The 15,135-nt window shown below is 69.1% G+C and carries 15 protein-coding genes; 7 read left to right on the top strand and 8 right to left on the bottom strand.

The features are described from left to right. Positions 1-3 precede the first annotated feature (3 nt). From AB0F44_RS20595 to AB0F44_RS20580, 4 genes are all read right to left on the bottom strand, one after another. Positions 4-1,287 (bottom strand): ABC transporter permease, encoded by a 1,284-nt coding sequence (locus AB0F44_RS20595; protein ID WP_357358540.1) that lies wholly within the window; start codon positions 1,285-1,287, stop codon positions 4-6. A 2-nt stretch (positions 1,288-1,289) separates the two neighbouring features. Next, positions 1,290-2,573: an ABC transporter permease gene (locus tag AB0F44_RS20590; RefSeq protein WP_357358538.1), complete on the bottom strand. Its 1,284-nt coding sequence runs from the start codon at positions 2,571-2,573 to the stop codon at positions 1,290-1,292. Beyond that, entirely contained in the window at positions 2,570-4,084 is a 1,515-nt protein-coding gene (locus tag AB0F44_RS20585; RefSeq protein WP_357358537.1) for an ABC transporter ATP-binding protein, read from the bottom strand. The genes AB0F44_RS20590 and AB0F44_RS20585 overlap by 4 nt, the downstream gene beginning before the upstream one ends. Before the next feature lie 114 nt (positions 4,085-4,198). Next, a complete protein-coding gene (locus tag AB0F44_RS20580; protein WP_357358535.1) occupies positions 4,199-5,287 on the bottom strand; it encodes a BMP family ABC transporter substrate-binding protein in 1,089 nt (362 codons plus the stop codon). Positions 5,288-5,466: 179 nt separating this feature from the next. On the opposite strand from AB0F44_RS20580, the gene AB0F44_RS20575 reads away from it, so the two are divergent. The 5 genes from AB0F44_RS20575 (at position 5,467) to AB0F44_RS20555 (ending at position 9,837) form a co-directional block, all read left to right on the top strand. Next, a complete protein-coding gene (locus tag AB0F44_RS20575) occupies positions 5,467-5,880 on the top strand; it encodes a cytidine deaminase (RefSeq protein ID WP_350666577.1) in 414 nt (137 codons plus the stop codon). Positions 5,881-5,928: 48 nt separating this feature from the next. Continuing rightward, a complete protein-coding gene (locus tag AB0F44_RS20570; RefSeq protein WP_357358533.1) occupies positions 5,929-6,549 on the top strand; it encodes a hypothetical protein in 621 nt (206 codons plus the stop codon). Further along, a complete protein-coding gene (locus AB0F44_RS20565) occupies positions 6,546-7,184 on the top strand; it encodes a hypothetical protein (protein WP_357358531.1) in 639 nt (212 codons plus the stop codon). Before AB0F44_RS20570 ends, AB0F44_RS20565 begins: the two co-directional genes overlap by 4 nt. Positions 7,185-7,322: 138 nt before the next feature. Then, on the top strand, positions 7,323-8,606 hold the full coding sequence (locus AB0F44_RS20560) for a thymidine phosphorylase (protein ID WP_357358529.1): 1,284 nt from the start codon (positions 7,323-7,325) through the stop codon (positions 8,604-8,606). 187 nt (positions 8,607-8,793) lie between these two features. Next, positions 8,794-9,837 (top strand): S66 peptidase family protein, encoded by a 1,044-nt coding sequence (locus AB0F44_RS20555; protein WP_357358528.1) that lies wholly within the window; start codon positions 8,794-8,796, stop codon positions 9,835-9,837. 7 nt (positions 9,838-9,844) lie between these two features. On the opposite strand, the gene AB0F44_RS20550 is transcribed toward AB0F44_RS20555, so the two are convergent. Then, positions 9,845-10,300: a MaoC family dehydratase gene (locus AB0F44_RS20550; protein WP_357358526.1), complete on the bottom strand. Its 456-nt coding sequence runs from the start codon at positions 10,298-10,300 to the stop codon at positions 9,845-9,847. 35 nt (positions 10,301-10,335) lie between these two features. On the opposite strand from AB0F44_RS20550, the gene AB0F44_RS20545 reads away from it, so the two are divergent. Next, the gene (locus AB0F44_RS20545) at positions 10,336-11,415 is read left to right on the top strand and encodes an adenosine deaminase (RefSeq protein WP_357358524.1); all 1,080 of its coding nucleotides are present in this window, start codon (positions 10,336-10,338) and stop codon (positions 11,413-11,415) included. On the opposite strand, the gene AB0F44_RS20540 is transcribed toward AB0F44_RS20545, so the two are convergent. Both AB0F44_RS20540 and deoC read right to left on the bottom strand, forming a co-directional pair. After that, on the bottom strand, positions 11,390-12,001 hold the full coding sequence (locus AB0F44_RS20540; RefSeq protein WP_357358522.1) for an ATP-binding protein: 612 nt from the start codon (positions 11,999-12,001) through the stop codon (positions 11,390-11,392). The genes AB0F44_RS20545 and AB0F44_RS20540 overlap by 26 nt on opposite strands. Positions 12,002-12,031: 30 nt before the next feature. Continuing rightward, positions 12,032-12,706 (bottom strand): deoxyribose-phosphate aldolase, encoded by a 675-nt coding sequence (gene deoC / locus AB0F44_RS20535; RefSeq protein ID WP_357358520.1) that lies wholly within the window; start codon positions 12,704-12,706, stop codon positions 12,032-12,034. 45 nt (positions 12,707-12,751) lie between these two features. Here deoC and AB0F44_RS20530 point away from each other — a divergent pair, with 45 nt between their 5' ends. Beyond that, positions 12,752-13,321, top strand: coding sequence for a hypothetical protein (locus AB0F44_RS20530; protein WP_357358518.1), 570 nt, complete (start codon positions 12,752-12,754; stop codon positions 13,319-13,321). 20 nt (positions 13,322-13,341) lie between these two features. Here the strand turns inward: AB0F44_RS20530 and AB0F44_RS20525 are convergent, their stop codons facing one another. Further along, positions 13,342-14,991, bottom strand: a complete 1,650-nt coding sequence (locus tag AB0F44_RS20525; RefSeq protein WP_357358516.1) for a phospho-sugar mutase — start codon at positions 14,989-14,991, stop codon at positions 13,342-13,344. Positions 14,992-15,135: the final 144 nt, after the last annotated feature.

Raw genomic sequence — 15,135 nt, 5'->3', positions numbered from 1 at the left:
GGGCTATTCCTTTCGGTACGGCACGCCGTCGGCGGCTGGGGCACGCGAGTGCCCGACGAGCCCGGCGACGGCGAAGATCGTCACGACGTACGGCAGCATCAGCATGAACTGCGACGGCACCGGCGAGCCGATCACCGAGAGCACGGACTCGACGTTGGAAGCGAAGCCGAAGAGCAGCGCCGCCAGGGTCGCCTTGATCGGGTCCCACTTGCCGAAGATCACCGCGGCCAGCGCGATATAGCCCGCGCCGCCGGTCATCTCACGCCCGAAGGACGGCACCGAGACGAGCGTGTAGGTGGCGCCGCCGATGCCCGCGATCGCGCCGGCCAGCACGATGGTGCGGTAGCGGGTGGCGATCACGTTGATGCCGACCGTGTCAGCCGCCTTCGGGTGCTCGCCGACCGCGCGCACGCGCAGGCCCCACTTGGACCGGTAGAGGGCCCAGGCGACGAGGAAGACGGCGGCGTACATCAGGTAGACCAGCACCGTCTGGCGGAAGAAGATCGGGCCGAGGACCGGGATGCCGGACAGCAGCGGGATCTCCAGGCGCGGGAAGTGGGGCGGGTTGTTGAGCGCCCCGGCGTTCTCCGAGAGGACCTGGGAGAACATGAAGCTGGTGAAGCCGATCACGAGCACGTTGAGGACGACACCGACGATGACCTGTTCGACCCAGTAGGTGATCGCGAACAGGCCCAGGAGCAGCGCGACCAGCATCCCCGCGACCATCGCGGCCACCAGGCCCGCCCACGGGCTGCCGGTGAGCGAGGCGACGATCGCCGCGCCGAAGGCGCCGAAGAGCAGCTGGCCGTCGATGGCGATGTTGACGACGCCCGCCCGCTCACCGAGTACGCCGCCGAGCGCACCGAACACGAGCGGCACCGCCAGCGCCAGCGCGCCGGCGAGCAGGCCGACCACGGGAAGCGTCTTGCCCGCGACCGCCCAGGCCAGGAACCCGGACACCGCGATCACGGCGAATGCCGCGACCAGCACCAGCGGAGTCTTGCGGCCGGCGCGAGCGTTCCACGCGGCGTACGCCGTGCACAGCAGGCACAGGACCACGGCCGTCCACACGACGCCGTCGGCCGGCAGCGTGATGTCGGGGATGGCGAACCAGTCACCGTCGCGGCTCCACCTGAAGGTGGAGTCGCCGGTGCGGGGAGCCACGATGACCAGCAGCGCCACCAGCACGGTGAACACAGCCATGACGATGGGCGTCTTCCACAGGCCCGGGATGCGCTCGGCGACGACTGGTGCGTCGGAGTTGACCGAAAGATCGACAGCGGACACGGTCAGGCCTCCTTCGTGGGGAGTCGGAAGATCGCCTTCACCAGAGGTGGCGCGGCGAGGAACAGCACGATCAGGGACTGGATGACCAGCACGATGTCGACCGGGATGCCTTCGGAGGCCTGCATGAAGAAGCCGCCGGACTTGAACGCGCCGAACAGGATCCCGGCGGCCAGGATGCCGAACGGGCGCGACCGTCCCAGCAGCGCGACGGTGATCGCGTCGAAGCCGATGCCGGCGTCGAGGCCGCTGGTCGCGCCGTCGGTCACCGAGCCGAGCACCTGGTTGACCCCGGCCAGGCCGACGAGGGCCCCGGAGATCAGGAACGCGCTGAGGTAGGCGACCCCGACGTTGATGCCGGCAGCCTTCGCGGCCGAGGGGTTCTCGCCCACCGCACGGAACCGGTAGCCGAGCGAGGAGCGGTTGAGGATCCACCAGACCAGGACCGTCGCCAACACCGCGAGCAGGAACCCGGCATGCAGGTTGAACTGCTGCCCGAGCAGGTCCGGCAGGACTGCCGACTCCGGCATCGGCGAGGACTTCGGGTTGCCAGACCCAGGCGCCTGGAGCAGCGACTTGCGGGTCAGGGCGTAGAAGACCAGGTAGTAGCCGACGTAGTTGAGCATGATCGTCACGATCACCTCATGCGCACCGGTGAGTGCCTTGAGAAGGCCGGCGATCCCACCCCACAGGGCGGCGGCCAGAGCTCCGACGAGGATCGCCAGCGGCAGGTGCACGATCATCGGCAGGTCGAGCCTGACCGCCACGAACGCGGCCGCGGCGCCGCCGAGCAGCATCTGGCCACGGCCACCGATGTTGAAGAGCCCGGCGCGGAAGGTCAGACCGATGCCGAGCCCGGCCAGCGTCAGCGGCGCGGCGAACTTCAGCGTCTCGGTGATCGGCTTGATCTGCTGGGTGAACGTGCTGCCCAGGTCGTTGTAGACCGCACCCCGCCACAGCGAGACATACGCCCCCGAGATGGCCTCCCACGCGTAGAAGAACGTGTCGGAGGGACGGGCGAAGAAGTAGGAGAGCCCGTAGCGGACGTCCTCGTCGGTGAAGAGGATCATCAGCGACCCGAAGAACATCGCGAGCAGCACCGAGAGCACCGCGACCAGCGCGTTGCCGGTGGTGATCTCGCGCATCGCCACGTGCCAACGGCTCGCCTCGGGCACCCGGTCGGCGTCGGAGGTCGCCGTCGTCGTGCCCTCAGCCTGCCCGGTGGGCTCGGTCGGCTCGGTGGGCTCAGTCGTCTCGGCCGGCTCGTTCTCCGGCCCCTTCTCGCTCACGCGTCGCTCCCTTCAGGAGACTCGCCGGCCATCATCAGGCCGAGGGTGTCGCGGGAGGTGTCGGCGGGAACGATGCCCACGACCCGCCCGCGGTAGAGGACCATGATCCGGTCGGCGAGGGCGGCGATCTCGTCGAGCTCGGTGGAGACCACGAGCACCGGGACACCGGTGTCACGCGCGGCCACGATCTGCTGATGGATGAACTCGATCGAGCCGACATCGACGCCGCGCGTCGGCTGCGCCGCGACGAGAAGTCGCAGGTCACGAGAGAGTTCACGGGCCACGACGACCTTCTGCTGGTTGCCGCCCGACAGCTGCCCGGCCAGGGTCGAGACCCCGGGGGCGCGTACGTCGTACTCGGCCAGCTTCTCCTTGGCGAAGATGTCGAGCTTCTTGAGGTTCAGCGATCCGCGGGAGACGAAGGGCTCCTGATAGCTGCGGTTGAGCATGAGGTTCTCGGCGATGGTGAAGTTGCTGACCAGGCCGTCGACCTGGCGGTCCTCGGGGATGAACCCGATCCCCGCCTCGAGCGCCCTGCGCACCGAGCGGCCCACGATCTCGCGCCCGTCGAGGTTGATCGAGCCCTCGACGTGCGGAGCCAGGCCGACCATGGCCTCGGTGAGCTCGGTCTGTCCGTTGCCCTGGACCCCGGCTACGGCGAGGATCTCACCGGCGTCGATGTGGAAGCTGATCGAGTCGACGTGGACACGCCCGTCCTCGTCGGCCACCGTGAGGTCGGAGACGACGAGTGCGCGCTCGCCCGGCTGCGCCGGGTCCTTGTGCACCTTGAGCTCGACCGGACGCCCGACCATCAGGGCCGCGAGCTCGGCGTTGGAGGCCTCCGGTGAGGCCTCGCCGACGACCGTGCCGCGGCGGATGACCGTGATCCGGTCGGCCACCTCGCGCACCTCGCGAAGCTTGTGGGTGATGAACACGATGCCGGTGCCGGACTCCTTGAGCTGGCGCATGATCGCCATCAGCTCGTCGGTCTCCTGCGGCGTCAGCACGGCGGTCGGCTCGTCGAAGACGAGCACCTCGGCGTCACGAGAGAGCGCCTTGATGATCTCGACCCGCTGCTGCACGCCGACGGGGAGGTCCTCGACGAGCGCGTCGGGGTCCACCTGGAAGCCGAAGCGGTCGGAGATCTCCCGGACGCGCTTGCGGGCGGCGTCGAGGTCGAGGCTGCCGGCGAACCCGGTCGCCTCGTGGCCGAGCATGACGTTCTCTGCGACGGTGAAGACAGGGATGAGCATGAAGTGCTGGTGCACCATGCCGATGCCGGCGGCCATCGCGTCGCCGGGACCCTTGAAGCGCTGCGGCTCGTCGTCGATGACGATCTCGCCCTCGTCGGCCTGGTAGAGGCCGTAGAGGACGTTCATCAGCGTGGACTTGCCCGCGCCGTTCTCACCGAGCAGGCAGTGGATCTCGCCCGGCTCGACGGTCAGGGAGATGTGGTCGTTGGCGACCAGGGAGCCGAAGCGCTTGGTGATGTCGCGAAGCGCGAGTCTCATGGCACGGATCATTCCTTGCAGGGGTGGAGAAATTCCGGAAGTACGTGGCGAGGGGGCCGGGTGCATCCGGCCCCCTCGTCGTGGTGGTCCCGACGGGCGGGACCACCGGGTGGGTCACTTCGCGAGGTAGGAGTTGACCTTGATCGAGCCGTCCTTGATGCCGGCGGTGACTTCCTCGATCTCGTCGGGGAGAGTCTCCGACACCTTCGACTCGAAGTTGTGGAACGGCGCCAGGCCGACCCCGTCGTTCTCGAGCGTGCCGACGTACGGCGTCGCGTCGAACTTGTCCTCACCCGCGGCGAGGATGACATCCGTGGTGGAGGTCTTCATGTTCTTCAGGATGGAGGTCAGAACGACGTCCTGGGTGTTCGGGTCGGTCTCGTAGAAGTCGGCGTCGACACCGATCAGCGCGACCTCCTTGCCGGAGTCCTCGATCGCGGTGAGCGCGCCCTGGTAGATCGGGCCGCCGACCGGCAGGATCACGTCGGCGTTCTGGTCGATGATCTGGCGGGCGGTGTTGGTGGCCTTCTCGTTGGCGACGAACTCACCGGTGAAGGAGCCCTTCTCGCCACCCTCGTAGCCGACGACCTTGACGTCCTTGTTCTTGGTCTTCGCGTAGTACTCGACGCCCTGCTTGAACCCGTCCATGAAGATCGTCACGGTCGGGAACGGCTGGCCACCGTAGGTGCCCACGACACCGGTCTTGGTGTAGTCGGCGGCGACGTAGCCGGCCAGGAACGCGGCCTGAGCGGTGTCGTAGAGGATCGGCTTGATGTTCTCCGCGTCGGTCTTGCCGTCGAAGTCGGCGTCGGCCGCGTCGTCGATCAGGACGTACTCGGTCTCGGGGTTGGCCTTGGCGGACTCGATGGTCGCGGCCGAGAGTGCGAAGCCGACGGTCACGATGGTGTCGCAGCTCTGGCCGACCAGGCCCTCCAGGTTGGAGGTGTAGTCGTTGGGGCTGTTGGACTCGACGTCCTTGAACTTCGAGCCCAGCTCGTCCGCGGCTTCCTTCACGCCCTCGTAGCTGAGCTGGTTGAACGACTTGTCGTCGAACCCGCCCTCGTCGGAGACGATGCAGGGAAGGTAATCACTGTTCCCCTCCCCAGCGCGCTCGGCCGGCGCCTCTCCGCACGCGGCGAGCGCGGCAGCGGTCAGGACCGCGGCGAAGCCGCCGGTGGCGGCCTTCTTGATGTTGTTCTTCACTGGTGCCTCCAGGTCGTTGCTCCGCGAAGCGCGTAGCAAAGGACATTCATGTCCGAACGTTCTCCCCAAAGACCGAGCAATACCAGGGATTACGCGAACGGTTACCAACTTTTGATCTCGACGAAGCCTAAGCCTCGTACCTTGTGCTTGGTTGTCCGGACAGGCTTTAAGGTCGAACCATGACCGAGAAGCAGACGTACGCCGCAGAGGGCTTTGACTGGGAAGGCCTGCGTGCGCAAGCGGTGGAGGCCGCAAAACATGCGTACGCGCCCTACTCCAACTACCCCGTCGGAGTGGCCGGATATGCAGACGACGGACGCCTGCTGCATGGGTGCAACGTGGAGAACGCCGCCTACGGCGTGACGCTGTGTGCCGAGTGCGGGCTCGTCTCCTCCCTGCACATGACCGGCGGCGGACGCCTCACCCACGTCGTCTGCGTCAACGGCTCCGGCGAGGTCATCATGCCCTGCGGCCGCTGCCGTCAGCTGCTCTGGGAGAACGGCGGCCCCGAGCTTCTGCTGATGACCGTCTCGGGCGTGAGGCCGATGTCCGAGGTCCTTCCCGACGCCTTCGGTCCGGAGAATCTCGCGTAACCGAACTGCGTGCTGCCAGGTTGAACGGCCACATTCTCGGAGGTCACCATGACGTACGCAACGCCCGCCCATCCACCGCCGACTCGGCCGCAGTCGCCCGCGCCGAAACGGTGGGTCTGGTTCGTCGTCGGCATCGCCGGTGGCCTGGTCGTCGGTCTGATCGGAGCCGGGATCTTCACGCTCGCGCGCGCGGCGAGCGGTGGCAGCGATGACGAGCGGCCGAACATCGAGGCGCTGGTCGGTGAGAACTACTGCTACCGGATCGCCGAGAAGCTCGGCATGGACTACGTCGGCGACGACCTGTCGGGCGACGCCTTCGGTCTGGACTACGGAGGCACCTGCACTCTCACCGAGGCGAACCCTCCCTCTGAGGACTTCGGGCACAGGTCCGAGGCGAGCTTCGAGGTCGAGCTGCGGAATCTCCATCCCCTCATCGACTGGGTGCGCGACTGTCATGACGGCCAGCACGCGGCGGGCGTTGTGATTCTGCCGGGTGAGCAGGACGATGACACCTGTGTCGTGACGGCATCCAGGAGCAGGATCGGGTGGGCCGGCCGGATGCTCTCGGACTCGCTCAGTCTCACGGTGAGCCCTGACGGGAGTGAGCATCCACGTCTCGATGTACGCCTGGTCGAGATCCTCGACGCCGCAGAGAGCGAGCTGTCATGACCGCGGGTAGCTCTGCGATGTCACGGGTCGTGCTTCCGCTGATCGGTGGAGCAGCGGTCGCCATCGCTGTGGTCGCTGGTGTTGTCAGTGGCGCGTTCGCCCTGCTCGGACCGGACGAGAGCGAGGCCGCGACTCCTCCGCCCGACGTCTGTTCGACAACGTCTGACGTGCTGCCGCCGGAGGTCAGCCAGGTCGGCGACGTACGACGTACGGACTCGGTCGACGGCGTCGTGCTGTGTTCGTTCCGGGGCGCCACCTCGGCAGGGGACACCTCGGTTCTCGTCAGCCTCACGACGATCGGCGAGACCGGGCCGGCCGCGCGGATGGAGGAGGACCCGGAGCGCTTCGTATCGCTCCGCTGCGGTGCGCTGGAAGGTTTCGCGATGATGCCGCAGGCCCCCGGTATCCCGGAGGGGAGCTACGACGAAGTGCCCGACAAGTGGTGTGCGGCCACCGAGGTCCGGGCCGGTGAGAACGACAGTGCCGAGGCCGAGGCCGGGGCGGGCGCCATTCACAACAGAGTGGAGCACATCGGGGGCAGTTCGTATGTGCAGGTGACCATCCTCCGGTCCGGTGTCGAGATCGAGGGACTGGAAGAGCTCGGAGCCGACGTCGTCGAGGCGCTACAGACCTGAAGCTCCGAGGAGAAGTGGTCAATTTGGGCCGTCTTCGTGGGCTCGAGGAGGCCCAAAGTGACCACTTCTCCGGGCGGTCGTGGGTGAGGGACGTCGTCCGGTAGCGGACCTGTGTCAGTCGCGCCTTACGCTGTCCGCATGGCGGAACATGATGCGGTCGAGGTGATCCTCGCCAAGCGCGACGGTGGCGAGCTGAGCGACTCCCAGATCGACTGGATGATCGCGGCCTACACGGCCGGGGTCGTGGCTGAGGAGCAGATGTCGGCGCTCAACATGGCGATCCTGCTCAACGGGATGTCGCGGCGCGAGATCGCGCGGTGGACGGCGGCGATGATCGCCTCGGGCGAGCGGATGTCGTTCTCCTCCCTGGACAGGCCGACCGCCGACAAGCACTCCACCGGAGGCGTGGGCGACAAGATCACGCTGCCGTTGGCGCCGCTGGTCGCCGCGTGCGGGGTGGCGGTGCCGCAGCTGTCCGGGCGCGGGCTCGGCCACACCGGTGGCACGCTCGACAAGCTCGAGTCGATCCCCGGGTGGCGCGCCTCGCTCTCCAACGAGGAGATGCTGGCCCAGCTCGGGTCGGTCGGCGCGGTGATCTGCGCGGCCGGTGAGGGGCTGGCCCCGGCCGACCGCAAGCTGTACGCGCTGCGCGACGTCACCGGCACCGTCGAGTCGATCCCGCTGATCGCCTCCTCGATCATGTCCAAGAAGATCGCCGAGGGCACCGGGGCGCTGGTGCTCGACGTCAAGGTCGGCGCCGGGGCGTTCATGAAGACGCTCGCCTCCGCGCAGGAGCTGGCGCGCACCATGGTCGACCTCGGCACCGACGCGGGCGTCAACACGGTCGCGCTGGTGACCGACATGGCCACCCCGCTCGGCCTGACCGCCGGCAACGCGATCGAGGTCACCGAGTCCGTCGAGGTCCTCGCCGGCGGCGGGCCCGCCGACGTCGTCGAGCTCACCGTCGCGCTGGCCCGGGAGATGCTGGCCGCTGCCGGCGTGTCCGGCCCGGACCCCGCCGACGTACTCGCCTCCGGCAAGGCCATGGACGCCTGGCGGGCGATGATCTCGGCCCAGGGTGGCGACCCCTCAGCGCCGCTGCCGGTCGCCCGCGAGACCCACGTGGTCACCGCGCCGGCGTCCGGTGTCCTCACCCGGCTCGACGCGATGGCCGTCGGGCTCGCCGCCTGGCGCCTCGGCGCCGGGCGGGAGCGGAAGGAGGACGCCGTCCAGGCCGGGGCCGGGGTCACCTGGCACGCGCGCCCGGGCGACTCGATCGCTGCCGGCGCGCCGCTCTTCACGCTCCACACCGATACGCCTGAGCGCTTCGCCCGTGCGCTGGCCGCGCTGGAGGGTGGCTACGAGATCGAGGACGGGGCTGCGTACGAGGCGACGCCGCTGATCCTCGACCGCATCGGCTGATCGCCCACCGCTGGTCGAGCCCGCGAGCGCCAGCGAGCGGTGTCGAGACCAACACGGTCCCCTGTCGCGCTCGATGGGACCGTGTTGGTCTCGACACGGATTCGTTCGTTCCTCACGAATCCGGCTCGACCAGCGCGGGAGAGATAACCGGTCGCGCCGCGCCCGAGCGGGGAGCCAGACTTCACCCATGAAGATCGTCAAGCCACCCAAGGCCGTCGCGGGCGACAAGGTCGCCGTGCTGTCACCCTCGTTCGCCGCGCCCGGGGTGGCACCGGCGATCCACGAGCAAGCGCTGACGCGGTTGACCGAGGTGACCGGGCTGGTGCCGGTGGAGTATCCGACGACGCGGAAGGTCGGCGCGACTCCGCAGGAGCGGGCGGCCGACCTGAACGCCGCGTTCGGCGATCCGGAGATCCGGGCGGTGCTGGCGACCATCGGCGGCGAGGACCAGATCACCGTGATCTCGCACCTCGACGCCGACCTGGTGCGGGCCGACCCGAAGCCGTTCCTCGGCTACAGCGACAACACCAACCTGCTCAACTGGCTGTGGACCAACGGCGTCGCCGCGTTCCACGGTGGTTCGACGCAGGTCCACCTGGGGCCGGGACCGGGGCTCGACCCCGTCCACGAGGCCTCGCTCAAGGCCGCGCTCCTCACCGGCGAAACCCTCGAGATCACCGAGCCGGGAGAGTCGGAGGACATCGGGCGCGACTGGCAGGACCCGCGCGCGCTGACCGAATACGGTGAGCGTGAGGCGACCGAGCCTTGGACCTGGACTGGTCCCGAAAGGAAGATCACCGGCCGCACCTGGGGCGGCTGCATCGAGATCCTCCAGTGGGCGCTCACCGCCGGGCGCTTCCCGGCCGACCCTGGGGTGCTGGAGGGCGGCGTACTCCTCCTGGAGACCTCCGAGGAGCTCATCCCGGCGCGGGAGTTCGGCTGGATCACGCGGTCGCTGGGCGAACGTGGGCTGCTCGAGGCGATCGACGCGGTGGTCGTCGCCCGCCCGCCGACGTCGGACTTCGAACGCCGCCCCAGCGCCGAGGAGCGTGCCGCCAAGCGCGCCGAGCAGCGCGACGTGGCGATCGAGACCGTCGCCCGCTACAACCCTGACGCGGTGGTCGTCGTCGGGCCGCCGTTCGGGCACACCCGACCGCAGTGGATCGTGCCGTACGGCGGCGAGATGACCGTCGACGGCACGGCCCAGCGGCTGTGGGCCGACTACTCCTGAGCCGGGCTCAGGCCTCCAGGAGCAGGACGACCGACTCCGCGACGCATGCGGGCTTGGCGGAGCCCTCGATCTCGATCGTCGTCTTCACGACGAGCTGGAGGCCGGTGGGGAGCTTGGTGACTTCGCCGAAGGTGATGATTGGGCGGATGCGGGAGCCGACCAGGACCGGCATGGGGAAGCGGACCTTGTTGAGGCCGTAGTTGAGCTTCGCGCCGGGGGTCTCCAGCGAGTAGACGCTCACGCCGAGGTAGGGGATCAGCGACAGCGTCAGGTAGCCGTGGGCGATGGTGCCCCCGAAGGGACCCTCCTTGGCCCGTTCCTCGTCGATGTGGATCCACTGGTGGTCGCCGGTGGCGTCAGCGAAGGCGTTGACCCGGTCTTGGTCGACCAGGAGCCATTCGCCGGTGCCGATCTCGGTGCCTGCGGCGTCGGAGACTTCTTCGAGAGTGGTGAATGTGCGCACACCCGGAATCTAGCGGCATACGGAATGATGGGCCCATGGAACCGTCCGACATGCAGATCAAGGCCGCCCCGAAGGTGCTGCTCCACGACCACCTCGATGGTGGCGTACGTCCCTTGACCCTCGTCGAGCTCGCCGCTGAGGTGGGTCACCAGCTGCCGGAGGGGACCCAGGACGATCCGGTCGCGCTGGAGGAGTGGTTCGTGACCAGCGCGGACTCGGGGTCGCTGGAGCGCTACCTCGACACCTTCGCGCACACGCTGGCGGTCATGCAGACGCTGCCCGCGCTGACCAGGGTGGCTCGGGAGTGTGTCGAGGACCTGGCCGAGGACGGCGTCGTCTACGCCGAGGTCCGCTGGGCGCCGGAGCTCCATCTGGCCAACGGTCGCGAGCTGGACGAGGTCGTCGCGGCCGTCCAGACCGGGTTCGACGAGGGCATGGCGGCGGTCGCGGCGTCCGGTCGGAAGATCGTCGTACGTCAGCTGCTCACCGCCATGCGGCAGGCCGCCCGCGCCGCCGAGATCGCCGAGCTCGCGGTGACCTGGCGCGACCGCGGGGTCGCCGGGTTCGACATCGCCGGGCCGGAGAAGGGCTTCCCCCCGAGCCGGTTCCTGGCGGCGTTCGAGCAGCTCGCCGCCGACAACATGCGCTTCACGATCCACGCGGGCGAAGGCTTCGGGCTGCCCTCGATCTGGGAGGCGGTGCACCCCTGTGGCTGCGACCGGCTCGGTCACGGCGTACGCATCGTCGACGACATCACCCTCGAGGAGGGCGAGGCGCCGCGGCTGGGCCGGCTGGCTGCGTACGTCCGGGACCGGCGGATCCCGCTCGAGCTCTGCCCGCGTTCCAACGTGCAGACCGGGGCGGCGAAGTCGATCGCCGAGCACCCCATCGGGCTGCTCTACGACCTCGGGTTCCGGGTCACCATCAACACCGACAACCGGCTGATGTCACGCACCTCGATGTCGGCGGAGATGGCCGGCATCGTGGAGGCCTTCGGCTGGGGGCTGCCCGAGCTCCAGCGGCTGACGACCAACGCGATGAAGTCCGCGTTCCTGCCCTACGACGAGCGGGTCGACCTGATCCACGAGATCAAGGACGCGTACGCGGCCCTGTGAGCCGTTCGATGGCGACGTAGCCGTGCTTCGGGTAGACCGCGGTGCAGCCTTTCGCGACCGCGTCCGCGACGACCTGCGGCTGCGCGCGCCTCAGCGCCAGGCCCCGCTTGACCAGCACGAACGGTGGTTTGCGGTGCTCGCGAAGGTCGCGGGTGAGCCGGCGCCAGAAGGTCACCGTCGGTGACTGGGTGACGCAGTAGGCGGCGGCCAGCAGCCCCGCGTCGCGGCACGAGGCCACGATGTCCTGGGCGAAGATCCCCTCGGCGACGAAGAACGGCTCGTCGCCGAGGGTCAGCGACTGCCAGCCGGTGCGGCCGTCGTGGGCGATGTCATAGACGGGTACGTCGGCGGTGCCCGTCTCGCAGAGCGCCGTGATCGCCTTCATCGCGTCGTCGGGATGCCAGGAGTCGGGGTGGTCCCAGTCGACCAGCCCCGCGTTGGGACCCTCGGTGATCCGGGGGAGCGAGGGGTCGGAGCCGTCCTTGTAGAAGTCGTCCAGCCTCAGAACCGGCAGCCCGAGCCGCTCGGCCAGGCGGGATTTCCCGGCGCCCGAGGGGCCGGCGAGGACGATGACCTGAGCATGCACCGGAGCATTCTCGCCTGTGCCGGGCCGAAGTCAGTAGCCGGCGCCGGTCGACCCCGTCGACCCGGCCAGCAGCGCACGCGAGCCCGAGACGCCGAGCCTGGTCGCCCCGGCGGCGATCATCTGCTCGGCCTGCTCCATCGTCCGCACCCCGCCCGAGGCCTTGACCCCGACGTCGAGGCCGACGGTCTGGCGCATGAGCTCCACCGCGTGGACGCTGGCGCCACCGGCGGGGTGGAAGCCGGTGGAGGTCTTCACGAAGTCCGCGCCGGCGCGTACCGCCGCCTGGCACACACCGACGATCTCGTCGTCGTCGAGCGCCGCGGACTCGATGATCACCTTCAGCACGGTCGGGGCGGGAACGGCCGCACGGACGGCGGCGATGTCGGCCTCCACGTCGGTGAACCGCTTCTCCTTCGCGGCCCCGACGTCGATCACCATGTCGACCTCGTCCGCACCTGCCGCGACCGCGGCACTGGCCTCGGCGGCCTTGATCGAGGAGATGTGCTTGCCGCTCGGGAAACCGCACACGACCGCGATCTTGAGCTCGGCTGGCGCGTTGACCGGGAGCATCGAGGGAGAGACGCACACCGAGTAGGTGCCGAGCTCGGCGGCCTCCAGGATCAGCGCCTCGACGTCGGCGTGGGTCGCCTCGGGCTTGAGGAGGGTGTGGTCGATCAGCTTCGCGATGTCAGCGGGGGTAGGCACGGGCTCAGCATATGCATCTAGCCCCGGAGGGCTAAGGTTTGCGCCGTGAATGACGTTCAGCCCGAGGAGTGGTTCCGCAACTCCAGCAGCACCGTGTGGGGATTCCTCGCGGCAGGGGCCGCGGTCGCGGTCGTCGTGGTCGACGCGGTCACCGGCTGGCACCCCGAGACGACGGCCGGCGGGGTGCTCTTCGCGCTGGTGGCGTACGCCGCGTTCATCCGCACCAAGGTCGGGGTCAGCGAGGGCGACTTCGTGCTCCACCACCTCTACTCGACGGTCCGCTTCCCGATGGCCGCTCTCGAGAGCGTCTCGGTCGGCCGCACCCTCGGCGCCTATGCCGGCGGCCGCACCTACGTCAGCGGTGCCGTCGGGCGTCCGATGCGGGAGGCGGTCAAGGGCGCCAAGCGCGACCACAAACCGCTGAGCAACCACGCCGACTTCATCGAGGACCGGCTCAACGGGCTGGCCCAGGACGCCCGCGACCGGCGCCGGATCAAGCGTGACTCCGACGAGCAGTTCGCCCTCGCCGAGGACGTACGCCGCAGCTGGGACTGGCCGCTGATCGCCATCACGGGCGTCGTGGCCGTCGTCTTTGTCGTCCTGCTCGTGATCTAGTCCTTCAGACTCGGCAGGGGCTAGACGCCGAGTGCGGCGCGGATGTCGACCTTGAGCGCGCCGAGGGCGATCTCGGCGTCGGTCCGGGCCTGTGCGAGCGCCTCCGGTGAGTCGACCGGCTCGACGACCTCGAGGTAGCACTTGATCTTGGGCTCGGTGCCGCTGGGCCGCACGATCACCCGTGACCCACCGGCCAGCTGGTAGCGGATCCCGTCGGTCGGCGGCAGACCGCCGATCCCGGTGGTGAGGTCGTCGAGCTGCTGCACAGCGGCGCCGGCCAGAGCGGTCACCGGCCGGTCGCGGAGGCGCTGCATCGCGCCCGCGATCTGGGCCGGGTCCTCGAGCCGGATGGAGAGCTGGGTGGTGGCGTGCAGGCCGTGCTCGACCGCGAGCTCGTCGAGCAGGTCGGCCAGGTCACGACCCTCCGCCTTCAGCGACGCGGCCAGCTCGCACAGGAGGAGCAGCGCCGAGATGCCGTCCTTGTCGCGTACGTGCTCGGGGTCGACGCAGTAGCCCAGCGCCTCCTCGTAGCCGAACGCGAGCCCGGGTGCGCGTGAGATCCACTTGAAGCCGGTGAGCGTCTCGGCATAGGCCTGCCCTGCGGCTGCGGCGATCTTGCCGAGCAGCGAGGAGGAGACGATCGAGGCGGCGTACGTCCCAGTCACGCCCTTGCGGATCAGGTGGGTCGCGAGCAGTGCGCCGACCTCGTCACCGGTGAGCATCCGCCACTTCTTGCCGACGGGGATGGCGGCGGCGCAGCGATCGGCGTCGGGGTCGTTGGCGATGACCAGGTCGGCGCCCTTCTTGCTCGCCAGCGCCATCGCCCGGTCCATCGCCCCGGGCTCCTCGGGGTTGGGGAAGGCGACGGTCGGGAAGTCGGGGTCGGGCCGCTCCTGCTCCTTGACCACGAACGGCTCGGGGAAGCCGGCGAACTTCATCGCCAGGTTCACCAGGTCGCCGCCGACACCGTGCAGCGGCGTGTAGACCGTGTTGAGATCGCGGGGGCCGCCTTCGTCGAGGAGGCCGACGACCGTGTCGAGATAGCTGTCGACCAGGTCCTCGCTGATCGTGTGGCCGGCCGGGCCCTGCGGGACCGAGCTCACCTTGTCGACCGCCGCGATCCGCTTCGCGATATCGACGTCGGCCGGCGGCACGATCTGCGACCCGTCACCGAGGTAGACCTTGTAGCCGTTGTCCTGCGGCGGGTTGTGACTGGCCGTCACCATCACTCCCGCGCTCGCGCCCAAGGCCTTGACGGCGTACGCCAGCACCGGCGTCGGCAGCGAGCGCGGCATCACCAGCGCGTGGAGGCCAGCTCCGGTCATCACCTCGGCGGTGTCCTGGGCGAAGACGTCGGAGTTGTGCCGCGCGTCGTAGCCGATCACCACCGGCCCCTGCGCACCGGTCGCGAGCAGGTAGCGGGCCAGACCTGCGGCGGCCTTGATCACGACCACCCGGTTCATCCGGTTGGGCCCGGCCCCGAGCGCGCCCCGCAGCCCGGCCGTGCCGAACTGCAGCGTGCCGGAGAACCTGTCGGCCAGCTCCGCTGCGGCCCCCGGGGCCGTGGAGGTCAGGAGGCTCTCGAGCTCTGCTCGGGTCTGTGCATCTGGGTCATCGGCAAGCCATTCCCGGGCTTGGACGACGAGCGCAGATTGATCTGTGGGGACCATGGATCTGACCCTAGGTCATCGGGAGGTCGAAGATGGAAGGGCTTCTGTGTTTTGTGGTTGGGGTTTGCCGCCGACCCTTTCGGGGAGGGTGTTCTCAACGGCTCCCGGAGTAAAGGACGGCCTTCGGCCGCCGGCTTCGCCGGT

It is taken from the genome of Nocardioides sp. NPDC023903, assembly GCF_040639295.1.
GTDB lineage: Bacteria > Actinomycetota > Actinomycetes > Propionibacteriales > Nocardioidaceae > Nocardioides.
The sequence above is the reverse complement of the archived record's forward strand: the minus strand, read 5'-3'. Positions and strand labels throughout refer to the sequence as shown.

Bases quoted from the DNA above. Each gene is read 5' to 3' on its own strand.
- AB0F44_RS20570 (WP_357358533.1), top strand. From the start codon at position 5,929: ATGACGTACGCAACGCCCGCCCATCCACCGCCGACTCGGCCGCAGTCG.
- AB0F44_RS20545 (WP_357358524.1), top strand. From the start codon at position 10,336: ATGGAACCGTCCGACATGCAGATCAAGGCCGCCCCGAAGGTGCTGCTC.
- AB0F44_RS20565 (WP_357358531.1), top strand. From the start codon at position 6,546: ATGACCGCGGGTAGCTCTGCGATGTCACGGGTCGTGCTTCCGCTGATC.
- AB0F44_RS20585 (WP_357358537.1), bottom strand. From the start codon at position 4,084: ATGAGACTCGCGCTTCGCGACATCACCAAGCGCTTCGGCTCCCTGGTC.
- AB0F44_RS20525 (WP_357358516.1), bottom strand. From the start codon at position 14,991: ATGGTCCCCACAGATCAATCTGCGCTCGTCGTCCAAGCCCGGGAATGG.
- AB0F44_RS20575 (WP_350666577.1), top strand. From the start codon at position 5,467: ATGACCGAGAAGCAGACGTACGCCGCAGAGGGCTTTGACTGGGAAGGC.
- AB0F44_RS20555 (WP_357358528.1), top strand. From the start codon at position 8,794: ATGAAGATCGTCAAGCCACCCAAGGCCGTCGCGGGCGACAAGGTCGCC.
- AB0F44_RS20560 (WP_357358529.1), top strand. From the start codon at position 7,323: ATGGCGGAACATGATGCGGTCGAGGTGATCCTCGCCAAGCGCGACGGT.